Annotated in this window: 19 protein-coding genes; 8 read left to right on the top strand and 11 right to left on the bottom strand. The window is 37.3% G+C overall.

Features of this window, described 5'->3' with window-relative positions; genetic code table 11:
* Positions 1–140 precede the first annotated feature (140 nt).
* Positions 141–2,681: an ATP-binding protein gene (locus tag ELS83_RS15815; protein WP_171596516.1), complete on the top strand. Its 2,541-nt coding sequence runs from the start codon at positions 141–143 to the stop codon at positions 2,679–2,681.
* On the opposite strand, the gene ELS83_RS15810 is transcribed toward ELS83_RS15815, so the two are convergent.
* The gene (locus ELS83_RS15810; protein WP_171596515.1) at positions 2,682–4,034 is read right to left on the bottom strand and encodes a sigma-54-dependent transcriptional regulator; all 1,353 of its coding nucleotides are present in this window, start codon (positions 4,032–4,034) and stop codon (positions 2,682–2,684) included. It abuts the gene before it with no gap.
* Between the two features lie 153 nt (positions 4,035–4,187).
* Complete coding sequence (gene rnr / locus ELS83_RS15805; protein WP_249414466.1) at positions 4,188–6,338, bottom strand: ribonuclease R; 2,151 nt, start codon at positions 6,336–6,338, stop codon at positions 4,188–4,190.
* An 870-nt stretch (positions 6,339–7,208) separates the two neighbouring features.
* On the opposite strand from rnr, the gene cysS reads away from it, so the two are divergent.
* The gene (gene cysS, locus ELS83_RS15800) at positions 7,209–8,684 is read left to right on the top strand and encodes a cysteine--tRNA ligase (RefSeq protein WP_171596514.1); all 1,476 of its coding nucleotides are present in this window, start codon (positions 7,209–7,211) and stop codon (positions 8,682–8,684) included.
* 93 nt (positions 8,685–8,777) lie between these two features.
* Complete coding sequence (locus tag ELS83_RS15795; protein WP_171596513.1) at positions 8,778–9,899, top strand: glutaminyl-peptide cyclotransferase; 1,122 nt, start codon at positions 8,778–8,780, stop codon at positions 9,897–9,899.
* Between the two features lie 26 nt (positions 9,900–9,925).
* On the opposite strand, the gene ELS83_RS15790 is transcribed toward ELS83_RS15795, so the two are convergent.
* From ELS83_RS15790 to ELS83_RS15770, 5 genes are all read right to left on the bottom strand, one after another.
* Positions 9,926–10,609, bottom strand: a complete 684-nt coding sequence (locus tag ELS83_RS15790) for an MORN repeat-containing protein (protein WP_171596512.1) — start codon at positions 10,607–10,609, stop codon at positions 9,926–9,928.
* A gap of 13 nt (positions 10,610–10,622) precedes the next feature.
* Entirely contained in the window at positions 10,623–11,690 is a 1,068-nt protein-coding gene (locus ELS83_RS15785; RefSeq protein ID WP_171596511.1) for an EFR1 family ferrodoxin, read from the bottom strand.
* An 82-nt stretch (positions 11,691–11,772) separates the two neighbouring features.
* A complete protein-coding gene (locus ELS83_RS15780) occupies positions 11,773–12,642 on the bottom strand; it encodes a DUF3108 domain-containing protein (RefSeq protein WP_216616602.1) in 870 nt (289 codons plus the stop codon).
* Between the two features lie 34 nt (positions 12,643–12,676).
* Positions 12,677–12,988, bottom strand: coding sequence for an MTH1187 family thiamine-binding protein (locus ELS83_RS15775; protein ID WP_171596510.1), 312 nt, complete (start codon positions 12,986–12,988; stop codon positions 12,677–12,679).
* Positions 12,989–13,009: 21 nt separating this feature from the next.
* Positions 13,010–14,884: an Ig-like domain-containing domain gene (locus tag ELS83_RS15770; protein WP_171596509.1), complete on the bottom strand. Its 1,875-nt coding sequence runs from the start codon at positions 14,882–14,884 to the stop codon at positions 13,010–13,012.
* A gap of 76 nt (positions 14,885–14,960) precedes the next feature.
* Here ELS83_RS15770 and ELS83_RS15765 point away from each other — a divergent pair, with 76 nt between their 5' ends.
* From ELS83_RS15765 to ELS83_RS15750, 4 genes are all read left to right on the top strand, one after another.
* Positions 14,961–16,265: a hypothetical protein gene (locus tag ELS83_RS15765; protein WP_171596508.1), complete on the top strand. Its 1,305-nt coding sequence runs from the start codon at positions 14,961–14,963 to the stop codon at positions 16,263–16,265.
* 123 nt (positions 16,266–16,388) lie between these two features.
* Complete coding sequence (locus tag ELS83_RS15760) at positions 16,389–16,787, top strand: hypothetical protein (RefSeq protein ID WP_171596507.1); 399 nt, start codon at positions 16,389–16,391, stop codon at positions 16,785–16,787.
* A 137-nt stretch (positions 16,788–16,924) separates the two neighbouring features.
* Positions 16,925–19,300, top strand: coding sequence for a TonB-dependent receptor (locus ELS83_RS15755; protein ID WP_171596506.1), 2,376 nt, complete (start codon positions 16,925–16,927; stop codon positions 19,298–19,300).
* 257 nt (positions 19,301–19,557) lie between these two features.
* Positions 19,558–20,433, top strand: coding sequence for a hypothetical protein (locus tag ELS83_RS15750; RefSeq protein ID WP_171596505.1), 876 nt, complete (start codon positions 19,558–19,560; stop codon positions 20,431–20,433).
* Positions 20,434–20,519: 86 nt separating this feature from the next.
* Here ELS83_RS15750 and ELS83_RS15745 read toward each other — a convergent pair whose 3' ends face one another.
* Positions 20,520–20,978: a hypothetical protein gene (locus ELS83_RS15745; RefSeq protein WP_171596504.1), complete on the bottom strand. Its 459-nt coding sequence runs from the start codon at positions 20,976–20,978 to the stop codon at positions 20,520–20,522.
* Between the two features lie 22 nt (positions 20,979–21,000).
* Positions 21,001–21,756, bottom strand: coding sequence for a hypothetical protein (locus tag ELS83_RS15740; protein WP_171596503.1), 756 nt, complete (start codon positions 21,754–21,756; stop codon positions 21,001–21,003).
* Between the two features lie 313 nt (positions 21,757–22,069).
* Here ELS83_RS15740 and ELS83_RS15735 point away from each other — a divergent pair, with 313 nt between their 5' ends.
* Complete coding sequence (locus ELS83_RS15735) at positions 22,070–23,359, top strand: glycosyltransferase family 4 protein (RefSeq protein ID WP_171596502.1); 1,290 nt, start codon at positions 22,070–22,072, stop codon at positions 23,357–23,359.
* On the opposite strand, the gene ELS83_RS15730 is transcribed toward ELS83_RS15735, so the two are convergent.
* Both ELS83_RS15730 and ELS83_RS15725 read right to left on the bottom strand, forming a co-directional pair.
* Complete coding sequence (locus ELS83_RS15730) at positions 23,356–24,147, bottom strand: amidohydrolase family protein (RefSeq protein ID WP_171596501.1); 792 nt, start codon at positions 24,145–24,147, stop codon at positions 23,356–23,358. The two genes, ELS83_RS15735 and ELS83_RS15730, sit on opposite strands and share 4 nt — an antisense overlap.
* The gene (locus tag ELS83_RS15725) at positions 24,144–24,983 is read right to left on the bottom strand and encodes a DUF4296 domain-containing protein (RefSeq protein WP_171596500.1); all 840 of its coding nucleotides are present in this window, start codon (positions 24,981–24,983) and stop codon (positions 24,144–24,146) included. The genes ELS83_RS15730 and ELS83_RS15725 overlap by 4 nt, the downstream gene beginning before the upstream one ends.
* Positions 24,984–24,999 lie beyond the last annotated feature (16 nt).

The following is a 24,999-nucleotide window of genomic DNA, read 5'->3' as shown; positions in this document are numbered from 1 at the left end:
TAAATATGGGGAATTGTTCCACACTTTTCGTGTAATTATTCCCCAAGTGTGGACAACTTTTATCGCTTTCGCACATCCAATTTCACTTCCAAAATTCTTATTAACTTTACTAAACTGAATATTCTACTAATAGGTATCTTATGGGTTCAGAGAAAAGGAGTAACATTAAAATCAAAGTTGTATTAGGCTACATTTTTGTATTTCTGGCCATTGTTGCCTCTTTGTTTATAGCCAATCAGGCCTACAATAAGCTTCTGAACTCGGTTGCCATTCTTTCCAAACCCGATGCCGAAATTACCAGGATGAATCGTGTGCTTACCAACTTATCGGAGGCTGAGAATAAAATAAGGGTGTATTCCTTAACCAGAGAAGAAAAATTTTTAGAACACTTTTACGAGAATATCATTGAAATTCAGAATGATTTGGACTCGCTGCGAAAATTTAGTCCAGACAGTAGTCGTTCCTTGGTTTTAATCGATTCGATGAATTTTTTGCTAGGGGATAGAGCAGAGAAGCTGGAGAAGTTTGTGAGATTGAAGCAGGCCAAGGAGAGAATTAATCCTTCCCAAAATGCAATGAGACAATTGAGTGAAGCTACAGATTCTGCTAAAACTCAAATCAAAACCACCACCACAACAACAACAATTCTCGATACTGTAAAATCGGCCAAGCAGCCCGAGGAAAATAAAAAGAGAGGTTTTTTGGGATTGTTTAAAAGTAAAAAGAATAAGGTTGATTCTATTGAAACAGTCATCCAAAGAACACAGGTACAGGTAGATACAAGTTATTTGCCACAGTCGGATAGCTTGTTGCAAAGTCTTCAGGATCAATTGAAAAGAGCACAAGAAATTGAAAAACTGAATCGTGACATTGTGTTTCGTGAGGAGTTGAGACTTGTTGAGGAGAATACAGTGATATGGGATAAAATTAAACTGCTTCTAAGGCAGCTTGAGTCGGAGAGGTTTATTCAACTTCGCCATGAATCAGACAAAGCAAAGCAAATTGCAAGCAATACAATTTCCCTTATTTCCATCATTATTATTGTAGGCTTTGTATTGGGTATTCTTTTCATCATTTTTATTCTTACCGATATCTCCAAGAGTAATTATTACCGATCGGAGTTGATTATTGCCAAAGGAAAAGCGGAGAAACTTGCCAAGGTAAAGGAAGATTTCCTGGCTACAATGAGTCATGAAATCAGGACACCATTAAATGCTATTATCGGTTTTACCAATCAATTAGGCAAGACGGATTTGGAGAAGAAACAAAAGAATTTTGTAAGTGTTTTAAAAAGCTCTTCGAAGCATTTATTGGGCTTGGTAAATGAGATTCTGGACCTTTCGAAAATTGAAGCAGGAAAACTTCATGTGGAGAATATCAATTTTAATCCACAGGCCTTGGTAAACGAAGTTTACGATTTACTTAAAGTGAATGCCAGCAATAAAAACCTGGAATTTGAATTGGAATATTCTGGGGAGAATGAAATTCGTCTTTTGAGCGATCCTTTCCGAATCAAGCAAATTTTGCTGAACCTCGGATCAAATGCCATTAAATTCACTCAAAAAGGAAAAGTTGTAATTCGTGCTTCGGTAATACAGCAAGGGCAACAATATCTTATGGAAGTAGATGTGGAAGATACAGGTATTGGAATTGCTGAAGACAAATTGGAGAGCATTTTCGAAGATTTCAGTCAGGCCGATTCATTTTCTGCAAGAAAGTACGGTGGTACAGGATTGGGATTGGCCATTAGCAGACGACTCGCCATTTTATTGGGAGGCGATTTGTTTGTGGAAAGTGAAATGGATAAAGGGTCCACTTTTACACTTCGATTGCCTTTAAAAGAATCTACAAAACAGATTGCAGAAACAGTGGCGCAAAAATCAGTTTCAATTGCAGAAGAACTAAAGGATAAACAATTCCTGGTTGCCGATGATGATGACTATAGCTTATTGTTGTTGCAAACCATTTTTAATACCTGGAATTTAAAAGCCGAGTTTGTGGATAATGGAGAAAAAGCCTGGAGCTTAATTCAGAAGAAGCATTACGATATGATTCTGACCGATATTCACATGCCAAAAATGGGAGGAATTGAACTTTGTCGTAAAGTACGCGAGTTGAATAACGGTTATGAGCATATTCCAATAGTGGCTCTCACGGCTAATGTACTGGAATCGGATTTGAAACAATACATCTCATCGGGCATGACCGAATGTTTGGTTAAACCTTTCGATGAAGAATTGTTGCGCGCCATGATCAGCGAGCTGCTTTTGGATGATTACAAAGCGCAACCTCAAATTCAGGATGTTGATATCAGTAGAATTGAAGATGAACCTTTGTTCGATCTTTCACAAATTAAGCAGTTTACATCGGATGATCCAGAACTAATCAAACAGATTTTAAATCAGTTTATTAATTCTGCCAATGAAAATATCGCGGCCTTAAAAGAAGCAGCAGATCAGGAAAATTACCTTGAAGTTGGTTCGGTTGCCCATAAAATGTTGAGCTCCTTTAACCAGTTGAAAGTGGCTAGTGTTACTCCTTTATTGAAGGAGCTGGAAGATTTATTGCATAAAAAATCCGAAGTGCTTGAATCTCCGGATTATATCAATGAGTTGGTGGATGAGGTTATACAAAACTCACAGACAGTAGTTGCATCTATAAGTAATGAAATTCTTGCCTGATTACACCTCAATCCCGTATTGCTTGATCTTATTATAGAGCGTTTTTCTATCGATATTTAGTAATCTGGCAGCTTTCGATTTGTTGAAATTTACCTTTCGTAAAGTGGATATGATCAACTCTTTTTCGTTTGCGGCCTGTATTAATTTTAAGTTCGAACCTTCAATTACCACATCATTTTTAGCCTGATCATTTAAGATTTCAGTTGGCAAGCTAATTACTTCTACCTGTTCTCCCTGGCTAAGCAAAACCGAACGGCGAACCACATTTCGAAGTTCACGCAAATTGCCCGGCCATGAGTAGCTTCTGAACTTATCCAAAACTTCGCCCGAGAACTTCTCAATTTCCTTATTCAATTCATTATTGGATAAATCGAGGAAATAATTGGCAAACAACACAATGTCTTCGCCCCTGTTTCGAAGCGCAGGAACCGTAATTTTAAATTCGTTTAAACGATGGTACAAATCCTCTCTAAATTCACCTTTATTTACGGCTAAAGCCAGATCTTCATTGGTGGCCACTACAATTCGTACATCCACATCAATGTCTTTATTGCTACCAATTCTTCGAACTTTTCTTTCCTGTAAGGCACGTAGCAACTTCACCTGTATTTCATAGGATAGGTTTCCAATCTCATCCAGGAAAAGCGTACCACCTTTGGCAGCTTCAAACTGTCCTTCCTTATCGCCAATGGCACCGGTAAACGATCCTTTCACATGACCGAAAAGTTCACTTCCTGCCAAATCGGTTGATAAAGCACCACAATCAACAGCCACGAAAGCTTTGCTTTTTCGATTGCTTTCAGAATGAATTCTCCTTGCTGCAATTTCCTTACCCGTTCCACTTTCTCCTTCGATAATTACCGACATATCGGTTGGCGCAACCAATTTAATGTACTGATCGATTTGAAGAGAACTGGAGCTTTCTCCACGTACAAAATCAATGCTGGCTTTCTTTTTTGTTACCTTCTTTTTAGGAGTCTCTTGTTTTTCCTGGGCTTTTTCCAGTGCCGAATTAATCAGCAAAAGAATTTCATCAGGATTCAATGGTTTGGTAACATATTCGAAGGCGCCCATTTTAATGGCACTTACCGCTGTACGTATATCAGCATAAGAGGTCATAATAATTACAGGAACCGAAGGATGCATTGCCTTTATTTTTTGCAAGAGCTCTAAACCATCGAAATCAGGCAATCGAAAATCGCTTAAAACCAGGTCGAAAGTTTCATCTTCCAGTTTTTTAATGGCTTCGCCTGCCGAAAAAACAGTATCAGCATCGAAACCTTTACGTTTAAGCAATCCCTGAAGCATCAGGCAAATGGTAGCATCATCGTCTATAATTAATATTCTCTTCATGCGGATAAGGATGGTTTTGTTTATCAGATCTTCAGCAAAAAATATCTGGAAATATCAGAAAGATTAAGCCGTATAACCAAAATTACATAAAAAGCTCGGATGTATGAAATCGCGAGCTTTCTTTTATGATTTATTAAGATTTAATGATTTACATTAGAATTCAGCACGATCTGCCAGAACAAAATCCAGTTGTTTTGCTACCAGATTGGCTTTGGCCACTCGAATGTTAATCTTGTCTCCCAACTGGTAAATCTTTCGATGATGACGCCCTACAATACAGTAATTGTCTTCGTCGAACTCATAGAAATCATCTTCCAGTTCGCGAATCGAAACCATACCTTCGCACTTGTTTTCATCAATTTCTACATAAAATCCCCACTCGGTAACTCCTGAAATGGTTCCTTCAAATTCCTGTCCCAGGTGCTCCTGCATAAATTCAACCTGCTTGTATTTGATCGAAGCTCGTTCGGCATTGGCGGCTCTCTGTTCCATTTCGCTGCAGTGCTGACAAAACTCTTCGTATTTATCGGCATTTACCGATTTGCTGCCGTTCTCATACTTTTCCAGTAAACGGTGAACCATCATATCCGGATAACGGCGAATTGGCGATGTAAAGTGAGAGTAATGGTCGAAATGCAAACCGTAATGACCAATATTCACAGTAGAATACTCAGCTTTGGCCATCGATCGAATTGCCAAAGTCTCTACCAAATTCTGAATGCTTTCCCCTTTTACATCGTGCAATAGGTTGTTCATCGATTTTGAAATGGCCTTCGGATTTGCGGTTTTTATGCCATATCCAAACTTGCGAATAAACTGGTTGAAAGAATTCAGCTTGTCAGGATTTGGCTGATCGTGTGTTCGGTACACAAAAGTTTTGGCTTTATTGCCTTTCGAAACCCTGCCAACCGATTCGGCCACCTTTTTATTGGCCAGTAGCATAAACTCCTCAATCAGTTTGTTCGAATCTTTCGACTCTTTAAAGAATACGCGGGTAGGCTTTCCTTTTTCATCAATATCGAATTTCACTTCGTACCTGTCAAAGTCGATCGCTCCTTTTTTGAATCGCTTTTCGCGTAGAACTTTTGCCAATCGATCCAGGCAAAGCACCTCTTCCTTATAATCTCCTTCGCCAGTTTCAATAACCTGTTGAGCTTCCTCATAGGTAAATCTTCTGTCCGAATTGATTACGGTTCTACCAATCCAGGTATCTAAAACTTCGGCTTTGTCGTTCATTTCAAAAACCGCCGAGAAAGTCAGCTTTTCTTCATTTGGTCGCAAGGAACAAACCCCGTTCGAAAGCCTTTCCGGTAGCATTGGAACTACGCGGTCTACCAAATAAACCGAAGTTGCCCTGTCAAATGCTTCCTGCTCAATAATGCTTCCTTTCTTCACATAGTGGGTAACATCGGCAATATGAACACCAACTTCCCAATTCCCATTTTCTAATTTTCTTAGCGATAAAGCATCATCAAAGTCTTTAGCGTCGTGCGGATCGATTGTAAAGGTTGGAATTTGCCTGAAATCTCTTCTCAATGCAATTTCTTCTTCCGTAATTTTATCGGAAATCAGTTCGGCAGCTTCGTTCACTTTTTCAGGAAACTGATATGGCAAGTCAAACTCTGCCAGTATCGCGTGCATCTCTGTATCGTTCTCGCCGGGTTTACCAAGCACATTCAATACCTGTCCTACCGGATTTTTCGATTTCTTTGGCCATTCAGTAATCTGCACAACAGCCTTTTCGCCATCTTCTGCACCATTTAGTTTGGTAAGCGGCAAAAAGATATCGTAAGGCATTCTGCCATCTGGAATTAGGAAGGCATAGTTTTTTGATATTTCTACCACTCCTACAAAAGTGGTTTTCTTTCTTTTTACGATTTCTACCACTTCGCCTTCTGGCTGCTTGCTTTTTCTTCTGGCATACAAATACACCTTTACAATATCGCCATGAAGGGCACGATTTAAATTGGCTTGCGACACAAATACATCCTCTTCCAAATCATCAGAAATGATAAAGGCTGCACCTCTGGCTGTCATATCTACAGTTCCTGTAATGTGTCCAATTTTCGATTTCAGTTTAAATTTTCCGGTCGAAACCTCATGTAGGAAATCAAGATGTACAAGGTCGTAAAGAATTCCTACCACCAATTGTTTTACTCCCATTTCCTTTATTTCCAGTTGCCTGGATACTTGTTTGTAGTTAAATGTTTTCTCAGGATTATTGCTGAAAATCCCTACAATTAGATTTTCTAAGCTTTTCCGATTATATCTTTGACCTGATTGTTTCTTTCTTTTTTTCATCATAATTTATAAATCTTAGCCTTAAGATTTTTCGAGTTCTTACCCAATTATTAATGTAGTCATAATAATTTGAAACAGGGCAGCGAACTCAATACTTCTCTGTTAATTTTACTCCGAATTTGCCCCGAAGTAATGTATTTATATCCATCATTCCGCATGCAAATACATGTGGAATTGTACTATAAACCTAATTTGTAGTACCTTTTGTTGAGTTCTGATAAAATTCCGTAGAGAGGAGAATCCGGAATTATCAATCTTGTTGATATTACTACCAAACAAGATTTGAAAGCGCGGTATTGCTGATACAAAGATAGAAGTACATTTTAATTTCAGCAAATAATATCTTAAATCTGCATGTTTATTGTGTAAGTTTAACCTTAAAACGTAAAGAAAATTCTTGTGAATTGCAGGTAATACTTTAAGTGAAGTTTAATTTGTGAGAAATTATAATATTCTCTGCACAGATTAAATTGGAGTGGTGGGCATTGGAAGAACAAGCTTCTTATTCGAAGAAAACGTATAGAGAGACGGGGAAGCTTCGAAGAATTGAGAAGATCACCCCGCCGAACTTAATGTTTTCGAGTAGAAGTAGTTTGTGCTTACAAGCCCTGGATTCTTTGTTTACTTTCTCATCAATAGAGAAAGTAAAAGCCATGCGGCTTGAGCAAATTAAAGCACAGGAATTATAGGACAATTCTTTTTTAGGGCTAATTGAATTAGCACCCTACAATATTCTATTTAATTAGCATGCACATTAAAATGATGTATGGCTATCTATCAGAATTCTAAATATATTGCCCTGATTGCACCACATGAGCCATAATTTTTTATAATTTTACAGCCCCAAACAAAAATTCGAATTATATTACGGATATGGAAAACAAGTTGTTCATTTATAATACACTAAAGCGAAAGAAAGAACGGTTCGAACCTCTTAATGCACCATTTGTTGGTTTGTATGTTTGTGGTCCTACGGTTTATGGCGATGCTCATTTAGGTCATGCTCGTCCGGCTATTACTTTCGATTTACTTTTCAGATATCTTACTCATTTAGAGTATAAAGTTCGCTACGTTCGTAACATTACCGATGTGGGGCACCTGGTGAATGATGCTGATGAGGGAGAAGATAAAATTGCGAAAAAAGCTCGTTTGGAACAGCTTGAACCAATGGAAGTTGTTCAGTTTTTTACCGATCGTTACCATAAAGATATGGACGATTTGAATGTGCGTAAGCCAAGTATTGAGCCACGTGCATCGGGTCATATTATTGAGCAAATGGAAGTAATCGACAAACTATTGGAAAATGGCTTTGCTTACGAAAGCGAAGGGTCGATTTATTTCGATGTGGAAGCCTACAGCAAGAAACATGAATACGGTAAACTGTCGGGTCGTAAAATTGATGAGTTAATTGCAAATACTCGTGAGTTGGAAGGACAGAGCGAAAAGAAAAACTCCTTCGATTTTGCACTGTGGAAAAAAGCGGCTCCTGAGCATATTATGCGTTGGCCTTCGAAATGGAGCGATGGATTCCCTGGATGGCACCTGGAATGTACAGCTATGGGAGAGAAATATTTAGGCAAACAGTTTGATATTCATGGTGGCGGATTGGATCTTCAATTTCCACACCACGAATGTGAGATTGCACAATCGACAGGAGCAAATGGCGAAGAAGCTGTACAATACTGGATGCACAATAACATGATTACCATTAACGGTCAGAAAATGGGTAAATCATTGGGTAACTTCATTACGCTTTCGCAGATGTTTTCTGGAGAAAATGATGTTTTGGATCAGGCTTACAGCCCAATGACTGTTCGTTTCTTCATGTTGCAGGCGCACTATCGCAGTCCGCTCGATTTCTCTAACGATGCACTAAAAGCTGCCGAGAAAGGTTTCAACAGGTTGATGGCGGCCATGGCAACTTTAAATAAAATTCAGGCTTCTGCATCGTCGAGCATCAAAGTTGAGGATTTGAAAAACAAATGCTACGAAGCTTTGAACGATGATTTGAATACACCAATTTTAATTGCTCACTTATTTGATGGAGTGAAGATGATTAACTCGTTGGCAGCAGGGAGCGAAAGCATTACTGCCGAAGATTTGGAGAGCCTGAAATCATTATACAACACTTTGGTTTTTGAAGTCTTAGGTTTACAGGAAGAAGGTGGTGCCGATGATGGTAACAATGAATTGCTTGATAAAGTAATTGCCTTTTTGCTTGAAACACGAAATGAGGCCAAAAAGAACAAAGATTGGGCAACAGCCGATAAAATACGAGATGAATTGACCAACTTAGGCATCGTGGTGAAAGACACCAAAGATGGTTTCGAATGGGAAATCACAAAATAAATTAATTGAAACTGTCCTGAGAAATTGGGACAGTTTTTTTATTTTTTACCTAATTTAGATAAGTCAATCCAAACCCATAAACAAAGCACAAAAATGAAGTTTCAAATTCTTTTATCTTCTCTATTCTTTATCTTATCAGGATGCGGTAACAATGACGTAAAAAAGACCGAAACTGATAAAAAAGAAGTGGTACCAACTGTTACAACAATTGAATTTGTAAATAGCATGAGGTTGAAAGCTCCAAAAAGAGGAGATGTGTTTGCTTATGGTGAAGAGATTGAATTATTGGTACACCCAAAGAAAAAATCGGGTGATATTGATTCGCTGCAACTATGGGGCGATGGAAAGTTGGTACAAACCATTACAGAAAAACCTTGGAACCTAAAATGGATACCAACAAAAGATAAAATGGGAAAGCACAACATCAAGTTGTTGGCCTATCATGAAAATGGGACCGTTGGTTTGTTGACCACCTACATCAATATCAAATCAGACAAATTGCCCGATCAGTATTCATACGAAATTATCAATTCCTTTCCTCACGATAGAAGAGCTTATACGCAAGGCCTGTTTTTCCATGAAGGATTTTTGTACGAAGGAACCGGACAGCATGGTGAATCTTCGCTAAGAAAAGTGAGATTGGAAAATGGAGAAGCCATTTCCATTAAGAATTTGGAGCAGGAATATTTTGGAGAAGGAATTACCTATAGCAAAAACAGAATTATTCAATTGACCTGGAATTCGAGAAAGGTATTTGTTGTGGATCCTGAAACATTTGAGCAGATTGATTTCTTCGAACCACAAACCACCAATAACGAAGGTTGGGGAATTACTACCATGAATAACGAACTTGTGATTTCCGATGGATCTAACATTTTAACCATTCTGGATGATACCAATTACGGTAAAAAGCGCAGCATTGAGGTATACGATAACAATGGAGCTGTAACCAACCTAAATGAGTTGGAATACATCAATGGTAAAATTTATGCCAATGTATGGTTGACAGAACGAATTGTAATCATTAATCCGGAAACGGGAAGAGTGGAAGGCAGTATTAACCTTGGAAAGATTTTAAAGCAATCGGATAGAATCAAGCTGGACAAAAACGATGATGTTTTAAACGGAATTGCATGGGATGAGGCCAGCCAAAGAATGTTTGTTACCGGTAAACGCTGGCCAAAGTTGTTCGAAATTAAAATTGAGAAGAAATAGCTACTCAAGGATTTACAAGTTCCACTTTAATCATGAGAAAGTACTACTGAGCACTTATTGTCTTCCAGAATATCAATAATAAAACGACATTGTTTGCGTGTGTTTGCCAGTTTAATGGTATAACTGATCTCGCAGCGCAAAGGGCAGCTGTAATTGCTAATGATAAATTTTTTCCCTGATTTGGTTAATTTCCCTGAAGACTTTTCGATTCTTAAATCGCTGGGTACGAAATTGGAAAATGAACTTCTGATGGAAAAAGTGATATCCTTATCGTAGGGATTAAGAGCTTCCATTCTCTCCACTTTGTAGTTCATAATGCCTGTTGAGGAGCTTATGCGATAAAAAATATCAGGATTTGTACTTCCTGCATATTCATTCTGCTTCCAATATCCGCTAAGGGTATGTTTTTCTCCGTTTAGACTATACTTGTATTTGCCTTTGCCATTTTTCTCTCCATTTTTCCAATAACCTTGAAAAGTATTTCCATTGCGATAGAGGTATTTTCCTTTACCATGTGGCAAGCCATCTTTAAACATTCCGATATAGGTATCCTGTCCAACAGATTTTCCTTTACCATTGGCCAATCCATTTTTGCAATCGCCAGTATAGCTTCCCGAAATTGATTTTAAGAGTACAGAGCATTGGTTATTCTGAGCGCTTGAATACTGTATGGTAAGAATCGAGATGATTAGAAAGACGAGTTTTTTCATATTGATTGAACTATTAATATTTTGGAGCTTTATATCTTCTCCAGAATTTATAGAAACTTAAAGAGGTGTAACTTATTGTAAGGTTCACCCATTTGTATTTCATTAAAAAGTGTAAAATTCCATAACTGATAAAGGTAAATAGAATAAAAACCAATGCATCAATCACAGACCATAGACTTCTGCTAAAAAGGTTTTGATGAATATGTTCCCAGAGTGATAAATATTGAAGCAAGGCAATAAGCAATGGCGAAATCACCAGGGAAGTAAGAATTAAAACAACAGTTGCAAAAGAATGAGCGGTTTCAATAGCTCTCTGATTACATTTGTTGACACAACGCATACAACTTTCGCATTTATAGGTCCAGAACGGACGCTTTTGAACCAAACGAATGGCCTGAACAGGGCACTTTTCGATACATTTGTTACAAAGATTACAGGAATGCGTTGCAATTAAAGTTTTGGCCAGGAAAAATCGCCCAATAAAATAGTATGCAATTGCTATTGGTAGTAAAGCAATATCAATAGGAAGAGAGAGCAAGGCTCTATATGTTTTTTTACCCGATAAGAGTCTTGAAGTGAATTTGCTGACAATTTTATGACAACGCTGGTAAATGGAATGCACTACCTTTTCTTTTAATCCGGGATGCAGAAATAGCCAATTTGAAGGCAGATCCAGTGGTTGCATTCCTAGGATATTGAATCCTTTCAATCTTAGCAATAAAGCCGGTAATATTTGTGCTAAACCGCTCAATCCTGGAATGAATAGTTGCGACAATTTTAGTCCGGCACGAGTATTCAAAATAAAAGCATCAAGCTTTTTAACTTTTGGAAACCGATAAATAAATTCTAATGTTATTGGAGGTAGATTGAAACCATGTGTTGGAGAACAAAAACCAACGAGCGTATTCGATTTTAAATCGGGATATTCAATTGCTTCAATCTTGTCGATATTGATTAATTTGGTTTCTATGCCATTTTCCCTGGCAAGATTGGCAATCCATAATGAAGCATTTTTGGCATTTCCCGTTCCAGAGAAATAGTAGATTATGATTTTGTCATATTTACTGTTGGTTTGCTTCATTGCATTTGCCAATTGATGTAGATTAGTTTAAAGCTACAAAACAATATATGTGGAACAAAGCTAAATATCGAAAGGAGGATTCTTACTCTTTAATATCCAATTTTCCATTGCGCTTTTTGAAGAAAGAATTTTTGGAGTTGCGCAAACCTTCGTAGGAATCGAGAATGCCTTTTACACTGCCTACCAGAACTTTGGCTTCAACCTGTATGGGGATTCGGTTATCGTCGTTGCTCAACCAAACGGTCATGTCTTCACCTCCCTTAAACATGGTTCCTTTTACCAGGAGAGGCGAAAATTTTAGGCATTCGAATCGCTCGCCCGATTTGGTTTTAATGGTTTCCAGCCCTTTGTATCGAATGTAAAGGGAGTGTATTTCGTTATCAACCAACATCGATAGTGGAATTTTATCTCCCTTTTTGTACTTGCTGAAATCTAAATTTCGAACATAGTATGCTACCGAAAGAATGTCGAAAGTACAGGGCTTGTTAGCCAGGGTATCCAACTGTTCTGGTTTTTCACGCTTCTGAATTTTCGAAAGAATCGTACTGTCGGAGTAGTTGAACCAATACTCGTGATGTGCATGATATTTTGCCTCATGTGTTCTACGATCGAAATACAAGGGCGCTAAAGTTTCTCTTTCGGCATAGGAAGTAAGTGTATCACGCAAGTGGAAAAACCAATCGAATGCCTTTAGGTTTTTTCCTGTTCCATAAAATTTGTAGGCATCTTTTTCCTGGTATTTGCTTTGCTCAACACTCAGAATTACTTCACCCGCAGCTACCCAAATAAAACCCCAGTTATAATATCCGCGATAGGTTAATTTCTCGCCAGCCTCGAAAGCAAAATTCTTTTCGACACATTGTGCCGAAGCTGAATTGCCCGCAAAAATTGACAATAGAACCATAAATATGAAAACATATTTCAGGCGTGGAGGGAAGATCAGTTTTACCAAAAGTACGGATGATTTTAACCTGGTTAGCTTGAGTTTATCGGCTTACCTTTCCGATTTTTTCTTCGATGGATTCCACCTTTGTTTTCAGGCGCTTGTCTTTTCCTTTTTGGCTATCGATATTCATGGTGCAGTAGATGCGATTCGAGTTTTCGGCCAAAATATCGTGCGATCGGTTTACTACCTCCAAAGCTTCCGACATGCTATCTGTTTCGATCAGTGTTCCCATTGCAGTAAGCTGGTAATTGTAACCGCTTTCGCGGATCAGATCGATTACCTTACTCACTTCTGAGCTTACACTGTCTCCCTTATCGGTTGGGAATATTGAGAATTCAACTAGTACTGACATGATTTATCGGTTTTTTGGTGCTTATTCTTTTTTGCCTCTTTTCTTTTTAACTTTTTGATCAATGGCTTCTTTCATTTCTTCCACTTTATCAAGAAGGTCATCTTCATGAATTTCAAACATCACTTCTTTGCTTGATGGAATCATGATTTTATCTTCAACCTCCCAGTTCGAGCGTACTTTTAGTTCCTTATAGAAGTAATAGACTTGCTCTGGCTGAATTTTTTCCTGGTAATTCCCTGTATCCCAAGTTCCATTATCATTTTCATCTTCGATCACCTTAATAATGTAGGTTTTCGGTTCAAGGTAATCGAATATTACGGTTTGATCGGATTCGATTTTCTTAGTTTGTACCAGTTTTTCGTTTTTACCAGTTTCCAGCAGTTGTACTAAAGTAGGAATCTTAACACCAGAAACATTAAGGAATAGCTTACCATAGTGCTCCAACTCACGGGTTCTGATTTTACCCTCGAAAGAATCGCTAAACACACCGTAGATATTCTGGAAAGCAGTTGAATCGATATCTATTTTATAGCTGGTTTCCGGCTCCCATTTGTACACAAAATTGTACTGTAGCAATTTCTTTGGATCCTTTTCAATTTTAAAATCAACAGGAATTTCAAGCGTATCTTTCAGCTGGTAAAAATGAATGCTGTCATAATTGATTCTTGCCAAAGGCTCATCGAATGAAATTGTAATGTTTTTATGCAAATCCTGTTTCGTACTTGTTTTGAAATTGAATTTGTATTGTGGCTTTTTGATTTTAACCTTCTTCTTATCCTTCTTTTTCGACTGCTTGGCTTTTGCCTTTTTAGGATCTTTAAAATTCAATTTAACCGTATCCTGAAATAAGCTTAACTGATTGGTAGAATCTGTTTTAAAGTATTCAAGGGCTGCCAAAAGTGTGTCGCGCTGGTAAATGGTAGAATCAGTAATCCAGAAAGATAAGGTATCTTTTCTTTCATTAATTTCTGCAAGAAACCAATCTGGATTTTCTTCAAAACCGATAAAATCGATCTTCAAACTATCGGTTCTTTTGGCATTAAACTCAAATTCCAGCTTTTCTCTTCTTGGTCTTTTGTATCCGGTAAGATATTGCAATGGATTCTCTTCGTCGAACATTCTAATGTGAATGTTATTGGGTTCCAGAGCAATTGCTTGTCTAATCACGACAGAATCGCCTCCAATCGAATCCAATTGTTCAAATCGATGTGCCGAAGGAACAATCAATTCATCGAAATAACCAATCATTTCACCAGGACCATTGTACAAGTAGTCTCTGTTACCATCTACAAGGGCAAACAGCTTATAGGTTCCTTCTTTCAAGTTGTTCAGCTGAAAATATCCTGCCGAATCGGTTAAGGCAATATAATCGGGAATTGTAGTCATTGGAACAGAATCATGAGTATTCAAATAGGCCATTACCATCGATTTTTCCACAGGAGTTTCATCGAAAGAGTTGTCAACTTTCCCTTTAATACTTAGCGAGTCGATTGTTTCCCCGGTTGAAAATACAAATTGGTACTCTCCCAATGGATTACCCTCGTTGTTGTCAACGATACCATCGCCAAAATCGAGGGTATAGGTGGTATTTTCTTTTAATTCCTCTTCTAATTTTACATATATCGATCTTCCTTTTAACTTTACGGTCGGAGTTTTCTTAAAAGGAGGTGAAACCACAAATTTTTCGTTGATGTTTTCAAGTTTCACAAATTCGTTAAAGAAAATTTCTATTTTGCCACCTTTAAAGTTTAGGGCATAATTTTCAGGTCTGGTTTCGGTAACCCTTGGAGGTGTTTCATCAATAGGACCACCAGTAGGGTAACCCTGATTAGCACATGAATATATAAATAATGAAACTGATAATCCCAGAAGAATATTTAAAGCTATCTTTTTCAAATTGATTGGTTTTGATAATTGATATTCGCAACAAAATTACAAAGATTAAGTACAAAAATAAGTTAATAAAAGTAAAATGGTTGATTCGACAGCATTTTCGATAGAAAACAGGCAAAAAATTCTGGAAGAAGCCACTGCCAATGAGTTCGATTTTGTGTTTACTCATTGTGGATTTAAAGAAGCTTTGTTCTGTTTAATGGCCTCGAACTTAGGGTTTCGATGTGCGATTTTTTGTGAGCAAGATTTTGAAATCGAGCTACATACTGTTGTTGATGCAAAAAATGCAGGTTCCAAATCAATCATTAGTTTGCGTGAACGATTTCCCCATTTGATTCTACCCGATGAGTACCTGCATATCCAAAAAGAGAAAAGCAGGTTTGCGGCATTATTTTCCAATCGTATCAAAGAAAAAGATTTGCCAAGGTATGAGTCTGCTCTGAAATTGGCTCCGGGTTCTTCTGTAAATCTGGAAAGTGAATTTAAAATTAATGCCAATCGACTGTTAATGTCGATGATTAAGTCGGCTGTTGCCAATGGTGTTATCATTTTAAATCATGTGAAATGCGAAAAGGGCAATGATAAGGAGTTGGTGGTTTCCGATGGATTGCAATTGATTACAGAATCTTATTCTGTTCATTACAACAAATTGTTAGACTTTAGAAGTAGCGATGGTGAGCATAAAACCGAACTTCACATGTGCCTTGACAAAAAAGGCTTGTTTTTGAAGAGAAGTTTGAAATTCCATGTCGATAATCAGGTGGTTCGTTTAATTCGGTACCAGGATTATTTCTTGTTAATCAGCGAAAGCGAAGATGTTGGAATTGATTTTGTGAATGTTCTACTTCGTGAGCTGAGTGCATTGTTTGAAGATGAGATTAGCTTTAACGAAAATGATATTCTTTCCTCTCAATTGATGCCTGTAGATAGCACATCTAATTTGAAGGATCAGTTATCGGCTCTCGAAAAAGAATGCAAGAAACATTTGAATGTTTCGGGATCGGAATTTGTGGAGCGCTTGCATAAATTTTCCATTGTCGATTCGCATTTCGAAGGCAGAAAGGAAATTCAGGAATTAATAGAGTTTGCCGATTTTAAATTCGATGAAGCCAAGCAAACCGGAATTCATCCCATATCTTTTAAGAATGTGTTTTACAGGTTTGGCTCAGAATCTGACCAACTTACCGAACTGGCCTACGAATGGAGAGTCAAATACGGACCCGGTGAAAAACTATGGCAGAATGTGCAATTGTGGTATTTGTACAATCATGAAATGATATGTAGCATGAACGATTATTATGCGAGAATCAACTCTTTAAATAAGCCAGGTATTTCAAATCTTACTATCGATGAGGAGGTTATGAACAAGTGCCTTTTCGTATAATATGCCTAAACGTGTTGCGTAACATACTGTTTAGATCCATATACCAACAATTAGGTATTGTTTGCTGATTGCTGTTCATCTATTTTTGTGCCGTAATAAGTGATAAAGCACAAGTTTTAGATCGTGAACTGGTTTCAAAAATACAAAATAGCAGTTGTTTGCATCCTTTTACCAGCAATGTTAATGCTGGCAGGCAATGCTGTATTTAATTGGCACGTTCATAAATCTGAGAAAGGACAACTGTTTGTCCATGCTCATCCTTTTAATAAATCGGTTGCATGCTCTTATGCGGACGATTGCGCGAATAATCCTGTGAAGAATGGAGCAAAACATTCGCACAACTCAAGTGAGTGTTTCTCCATTGACAAAATAACGAACTTTCTGTTTGTATTAGCTGCAGTAATCGTTGTTCTATGCAATAGAAACAGGTTCGTTGAATCATCAAAGGTTTACCACTATCATGTTAAGAAGAATCTTTTAGCAAGTCTTCTACCCAACAGGGCTCCTCCTGTATTGGCTTAATAGGCTATTTACACATCCTTCTTAAGGATGTTATTTCAAATTTAATTTATCGAGAGAATAAACAATGCGGAGGTGTAGACCTCTGTATAACTTACTTTTATATTCTAATCGTAACTAACATTTACAAAATAATAACTATGAAAAAATCATTAAAGTTATGCTTAAGCGTAGCGCTTATGGTATTATCATTTGTTTCTGTTGCACAAGAAAAAAGAACAGACGCAAATATTTACGGTCATGTTATTGCTGATGGTGAACATCTCCCATTTGCAACCATTTCTATTGAAGGTACAACAATTGGAACCGCTGCCGATGAAACAGGTCACTTCCAAATTGTAAATCTTCCATTGGGAAGCCTTAAAATTAAGGCTCAGGCTATCGGGTACAAATCCCAGGTAGTTACAGTTGAATTCAAAAAAGGAGAATCGAAAGAAGTACACTTCGATCTTGAAAAAGATGTTTTAGGTATTGATGAAGTTGTTGTGACTGGTGACAGAAACGAAAAAAACAGAACTGAATCTTCTACAATTGTAAACACTTTAACTCCTAAACTTTTCACTACAACTCAGTCGGTAACTCTTTCTGAGAGTTTAAACTTTGCTCCAGGTTTAAGAATGGAGAACAACTGTCAGAACTGTGGTTTTACTCAGGTAAGAATGAATGGTATGGAAGGTCCTTACTCTCAGGTATTGATCAATAGCCGTCCTATCTTTAGTGGTCTTGCTGGTGTTTATGGTTTAGAATTAATGCCTGCAAACATGATTGAGCGTGTTGAAGTTGTACGTGGTGGTGGATCTGCATTATATGGTAGTAACGCAATTGCTGGTACAATCAACTTAATCTTAAAAGATCCTGTAAACAATTCATATGAATTCTCAGCAGGAACTGGTTTTGTTGGAGTTGGTGTTGATGGCGCAGGTGATGCAGCTGAAGATTATACTGCTAGCATGAATACTTCATTGGTTTCTTCTGATGGAAAAACTGGTTTAGCTGTTTACGGTTTCTACCGTGACAGAGCTCCATTTGATGCAAATGATGATACTTTCTCAGAAATTTCTTCTCTTCAAAACACAACTGTTGGTTCAAGATTATTCCACAGATTTAGTGCAAGAAGCAAGGTAGCTGTAGATTTCTTTAACATTAAAGAAAATCGTCGTGGTGGTGATAAGCACAGCTATGTAGAGCACGAAGCAGGAATTGCTGAAGCTCTAGAGCATGATATTACTACTGCTGCTGTTACTTACGATCAATTCTTTAGAGAAAAAGATCTTTGGTCTGTTTATGTTTCTGGTCAGAGAGTTGATAGAGATTCATACTACGGAGCAGAACAATCATTAGCTGATTACGGTAATACTAAAGGATTAACTTATACCTTAGGTTCTCAATATAATGCACATTTCGAAAATTCAAATCTTGTATTTGGTATGGAGCATGTTGGTGAGACTTTGAAAGATAAGAAATTAGGATATCTTGATGTTGACAATGCAACTGTAAACGGAGAAGGTGAAATTGTTATTCCTCACACTGATAATACAATTGTTGCAGATCAAGAAAAAAATACTTTTGGTCTTTTCACTCAGTACGAAATGGATTTTAACAGATTAAGCGTATCTGTTGGTGCAAGATTCGACCGTTACTCAGTAAAAGATAAAGATCACGGTGATAAAGAAACAGGAAATGTTTTAAGTCCTCGTGTAACTTTAAAGTATGATATTAAAGAGCACTTACAAGCAAGAGCAAGCTACTCTAAAGGTTACCGTGCTCCTCAAATTTTCGACGAAGACCTTCACATCGAAACTTCAGGTTCTAGAAAAGTACTTCACGAAAATTCTGATGATTTAGAGCAGGAAACAAGTCACTCTTATATGGCTTCTCTTGACTTTAACAAGAAAATTGGTAATACTTTCGTTGGATTCCTTGTTGAAGGTTTCTACACAAAACTTGATAATCCTTTCGCAAACGAATATGGTGAGGCAGATGCTAATGGTACTGTTATTTATACTCGTGTAAACGCAACTGAAGGTGCTGTTGTAAAAGGTTTAAACATGGAATTTAATGTTGTTCCTAGCGATAAATTATCTTTAAAAGGTGGATTTACTATTCAAAGCAGTAAATACGAAGAAGCTCAGAACTTCGGACAAAAAGATTTCTTTAGAACTCCAAACGAGTATGGTTACTTTGCAATAGATTGGAAACCAACTAAAAACTTTGGTTTCTCAACAACTGGTAACTACACTGGTCCTATGAATGTTGAATTCTTTGGCGTAAGCTTGCCTGATCCTGATGCTGGAACATTTATCAAATCTGATTCATTCTTCGATTTAGGTATGAAATTCCGTTACAACATCAAGTTGAATGGTGCAAAACTTCAGCTTTACACAGGTATGAAGAACATTTTCAATTCGTACCAGGATGACTTTGATAGCGGAGTTGAAAGAGATCCAGGATTTATCTATGGTCCTCTTAATCCAAGAACAATTTACTTCGGTATTAAAATTGGCAATTTATTGTAGAAATATTCTACATGCACATTTATTAAAAACTGTGGGTTAGTTTTAACGGGACTGTTTCATTTCATGACAGTTCCGTTTTTTTGTGACTTATTTTGTGGTGTGAAGAGTAGCTTGGTACGGAAATTGACCATTTTGATGCAATGGCTATTGAAAATGCATTTAAATGACAGCGACTTAGTAGCTATTTCTTACTTATTTTAAAAAAGATAAGTAAATTTGCACGAAACATTAAAAAAGACTGAATTACCACGGTAGATATGGAAAACGAGAAGAAAGATAAAATTTACAAAGGCGTATTAATTGGATTGGGAATTGTTTTGGTTGTTGTTGCAGTAATGTATTACTCAGAACATCGTGAAAACAAGAGATATATTGGTGAAATTACAGCTGAGAAAGTAAGTCTGGAGAACGAACTACAGTTGCTGTCGGCAGATTACGATTCTTTGCAAACCAGTAATGATACCTTGAATGTTCAGCTTAAAATGGAGCAGGAAAAAATTGCTGAACTGTTGGAAAGAATGAGAGTTTTCCGCAATAACTCTTATGCTGAGATTAACAAGTACAAGCGCGAGTTGGGCACATTAAAGGAAGTATTGAGAGACTATATTGTTCAGATCGATTCGCTAAATACTCGCAATCAGTTGTTAACTGCAGAAAATAAGCGAGTTAAAAAGCAGATTGACTGGGTGAAGGAAAGAAACCAAAAGCTCGAGGAGTCAACCGAAAACATGAAAGAGGTAATTAGCAAAGCTGCAGCTTTGGATGTTGCCGCTTTAACTTGTGAGCCAATTAATAAAAAAGGAAAAACGGTTAAGAAAATTTCGAAAACAGTAAAATTAAAAACCAGCTTTGTGTTGCGTAAGAACATTACTGCATCGACAGGAGCTAAGGAAATTTTTATACGTTTAACCCGTCCTGATGAAGTGGTTCTTGGAAATCCACAAAACCTGTTATTCGATTTTGAGAATACCAAGTTGGTTTATTCTGCCAAGCGAGAAATCGATTATGAAGGAGATGAACTGGAAGTAGCAATTTTCTGGGACAACGATGGCAGTTTGGTTGCCGGAGAATACAAAGTAGATGTATTTGCTGAAGGGAATCACATCGGAAACGCTAAGTTTTTATTGAAATAAATCAAACGATAATAGAGCTAAAAAACAAGCTTGCCAATTTTGGCAAGCTTGTTTTTTTGTTATCAGTTAAACTTGATATGAGATAACTATTTAAAAATGGTTCTCGAACCAAACGCTCTAAATCCTACCAGGATGGAAACACATCCACTTTCAAGTTCTTCCTTCTCCTTATTTTCCGGTACAAGCACGCGAATTATAAAATCATCGGTACTTTCTACCATAAAATCCCATAGTTTGGTGTGATCTTCATCGGCATTATCATACAAAAGATTGTATTCTGTATCGAAAAGTTGAAAATGCAACTTCCCCAATTGATCTTCTCCTTCAACAAGTACCCTGTATTCCTGATCTTTGTAGAAAGTTAGCTGCAATTCAGCTGTCTCTCCCTGCGATAACACAGCGTTGTTCAGCTGTCCGTTAAAGGTGTAAGGATTTAACTGAGGGATACATTCCTTTTTTGTGTACTCGTTGCATTGCGCCGCCGAAAAGAATGGCAATGCCAGCATGCAAAGAGTAAGTATGGTGAGTTGTAATAATATCTTCATAAGTAGTGAGTTTTAGTAGAAATTATAATTCGGTAAGCTTGGCTCTAATCCCATTATTAATTTCATGAATCTCCTTGATGGTTTCGTTCGAAGCCGTTAGAGTTACTTTATTCTGAATAATCGTTTTTCCGTTTTTCGATTTTAGACTCGATGGTGTTCTTTTTACCTGTTCAATTTCTCTGAATTTGGCATCAAGCTTTTTTAAATCGGGCAGTATTTCGTTAATTTTTGCATCGTTTCGATACTGGCTTAGCAATCCAATTAAGTTCTTCACCGAATGCTTTTGTTCAGCAATAAGACTAACCAATTCTTTCTGCGGATTGTCCAAGTCCATAATATTAGTGGCCAGGTATAATGTTTCAATCCATCCACCAAAAACGATCAAGGCAGCAGTTCCTCCTCGCTGATTTTCTTTTAAATAGCTATCGGATTTAGTAAAAGTTTCCGAGATAATATTAAGCAAAGAATCCTGGTTTTCGATATTGGCTTCAACACGCTGAGCGGTAATTTTTTCCTGCTCTTCAGGAATTCCCAGTTCGCGTGTAAATTTCTTAATTACAGCAAGGTATCTGGCTGCATCCTGAAATTGATTATAGATTCGAATGTAACTCAAATCTGCACCATAAATTCCAATATTGATTGCCATATCCGCCTGTGTAAGATAGTTGTCAGCATTCTTTACAGAATTCATTAAGTCGGGCTGGTAGGGAAGATCCATTTTCTTCATTAACTCGGTTACCTGTATTGGACTGGGAACGTTGTAGAAAAGGTTTTTCACCGGGCCAAATTTTTGGGGTTGCCTAAGTTTATTTTCGGCAACCTTCTCATTCGAACCTATATTTCCATTGCAGGAAAAGCAGAATAACGAATTTGTAAAAATCAGTAAAAAAAAGCTTACTCTGATCGTAGTTTTTAACATAGTTTTTGTGTTTACTCTTAATTTTGGTATGGTAATAAACTTAAAGTTATACTTTTACATTCAATAAGCAAACAAAAAAATAATATATCGCATGTTCCATAAAAAACACTTAAATTGTAGAAACAATTGATAAATACTGTCGTAAATAAATAGTTATTAAAAGAAATTTAGCATGAGAATCGGAATACTTATTGGGAGAATTGGGGGAGTTGATGGAGTGGCGTTGGAAACTGAGAAGTGGATTAAAGTATTTCGAAAAATGGGGCATGAAGTGTATACTTTATCCGGGCAATTCGAAGAGCGAAAACTAGATCCGCAGTTCGAAACTTTGGTGCCCGAAATGTCATTTTTTTCGCCCGAAGGTTTTTGGGGACAAAAGAAAGCCTTTCACTTTCCGGATAACAACTTAGCAGAATTACTGGAACACATCCATTTCTATGCCGATTTAATTGGAAACAAAATTATAAAGTGGGCACAGGAACATAAAATTGATGTATTGGTATCGGAGAATGCATCGGCCTTGCCTGCTCACCTGGAAATGGGATTGGGAATTAAAAAAGCGATTGTTGATTTGGGACTTCCAACCATTACCCACGATCACGATTTTTACTGGGAACGTGGAACCAGGTATCTTTCTCCTTATGCGGAAATCAATTCCATTGTAGCCGATAATTTTCCTTTGCGTTTGCCAAACGTATTTCATGCGGTGATTAACACTTACGGACAAGACACTCTAAATGAACGGTTCAACAGGGAATCTGTTGTGGTTCCAAATGTGATGAATTTCGACCTGCCTTTTGGAGAAATCAACGAAACCAATATCAATTTAAAACGCAATATTGGTTTAAGCGATTCTGACTATATCCTTGCCCAGGTTACCAGAATTGTTCGCCGAAAAGGGATTGAAACTGCCATTCAGTTAATTCACATGCTGGAAGATGAACATGCCAAGCTTGTAATTACCGGCAGTCACTCAGACGACGAAGGAAATATTTACTACAACGAGCTCATTGATCAGATTCACGAGTTAAAGCTCGAAAAACAGGTGAAGTTTACCTCTCATATCATTAAAAATCACAGAAGACAAACGCCTGGAAGTAAGTCATACGCTCTTTCCGACGCTTATGCCCATGCAAAAGCAAGTACCTACTTCAGTACTTACGAAGGATTCGGAAATGCATTTATCGAATCGGTTTTGGGTAAATGCCCTGTGTTTGTAAACAATTATAAGCCGGTTTACTGGCCCGATATCGGCAGCAAAGGCTTTAAAACGGTTATGCTCGAAGACAATGTGATTACCGATAAAGCTCTTGCTGATATGAAAGAGGTAATTCACAATGAAAAGTTGAATCGTGAAATTGGAGAATACAATTACCAATTGGGTAAGAAATATTTTTCTTTTGATACCCTGGAAGAGAAATTGACCGAACTGCTCGAAAAAGCGGCTAAATTTTCTTCTTAAATCAAGACTTTTAATTCAGCATCAGCCTTAAGTTTGTTGCTTTCAAAATCGATTCCTGAAATCAAATTCAAGCCTGGTTGTTTTCCAATTTCCAGGCTACCAAAATCATCGTCGATATGTAGCTTTTGAGCAGGCTGTAGCGTTCCCCATGTAATCATTTCCCAAACCGAAAGTTCAGGGAAGTGATTCTGAATGAGCTTCATTTCATCAAAAACCGATAATTTTTGATGCGTGCCCAAAGAGCCGGTTCCTATGCAAATGTCTTGGCTTTGCTTAGGTAAAGTCGGAAGTTTCGAAAGTATAGAACTGTTAATTAAAGCAATTGAACTGTCCATTTGCTCTTGCTGACCGGGAATACGATATTTTAACTCCTGTTCTTGCGTAAAATGTACTTTCGATCTCTCTTTCTGAGCAGCGCTTTCCTCATTTGGAAAAGCATCAAGGGTAGCTTTGGTCCCAAATGCCTCCAAATGGTTGATTGATCGTTGTACGGATTTCAAATCAGGATCTAATCCGCTTAATTTTGATTGTAGATTTTTATTGAAATCACCTTCAAGGCAGTCTTTAAAATCAGCCTGAGAAAAAGTAGCATAGGAGATCAGGGTGAATGCATCTACGAAAGCTGGAACAATTACTCCACCATAAAACTCAAGGTTTGCAATCTCTTTAAAATTGTTTTTGGTGTCAATAATATCGGTAATTCTGTTCTGCTCGTCGAGAACAATGATTCCATTCTTTAATGGAGCCGAGCTTACCGGAAAAATATAGTTGGCAGTTATTTTTCTCATTCTGGACTATAATCGCGCATTAATCTGTCACGGTTCAGGTGCTTCTCAATTTCTTTCTCGATAGCAGTAGTATCAGGCTTTATTTCAGGATTAAAAATCTTGATATTTTTAATTTCATACTCCTGTGTAAATACTTTTAAATCATTTTCCCAACTAAACAGGTTTCCTCTAATTTCGGTATAAATGGTATCAGGATATTCCAACTGAATAGAATAAGTCTTGAATATTGAATCTTTTTTAATTGATATAGGATCGAAATGAACTTTTTGCGGGCCGTTAATGCTGTCTTTTTTCCAAAAATAAGCCTCCATTTTAGGATTTTCGGTTTGATCTTTCTTAAAAATTCTGATATCAGCCGAAACGGTATATATACCTCGTTCTTTAATCGGAATGCGGAAATTAAAATTTGGTTTCCCTTCTTTCGGAACGATATAATGATCTTTTCTTTTCCACAAATTGATGGTATCCTGTTCCAGTTTCGCATTTTTAATGTCAATGCGATATTTGGTTTCCAGCCTGTTTAGCGAATCAATTACCCTATCGTAAATTTTGGTAAAATTGGCAGTGTTCTGTGCATAGTAGGATACACATGAATCAAATTCTGCCGGTTGCAAATTGTACTTTTCGTAAACAGAATTGTAATAATAACTCGGACGATAATTTTTACCAGCTCGATAAACATTCTGAGCCGATAAAGTTCCGTCGGCAATATGAATATCAATCAGCATGTGAATGAATTCATCCTCATTTAATTTGGGTTCACTCTTTTTCTCTTTCGAACAGGAAAAAAGAAAGGCCGAAATGGCAACAATCGTAATGATCAATACTTTGTTCATTGGAAACTAAACTGGT

It is taken from the genome of Marinifilum caeruleilacunae (assembly GCF_013141825.1).
In the GTDB taxonomy this organism is placed as follows: Bacteria; Bacteroidota; Bacteroidia; order Bacteroidales; family Marinifilaceae; genus Marinifilum; species Marinifilum caeruleilacunae.
The sequence above is the reverse complement of the archived record's forward strand: the minus strand, read 5'-3'. Positions and strand labels throughout refer to the sequence as shown.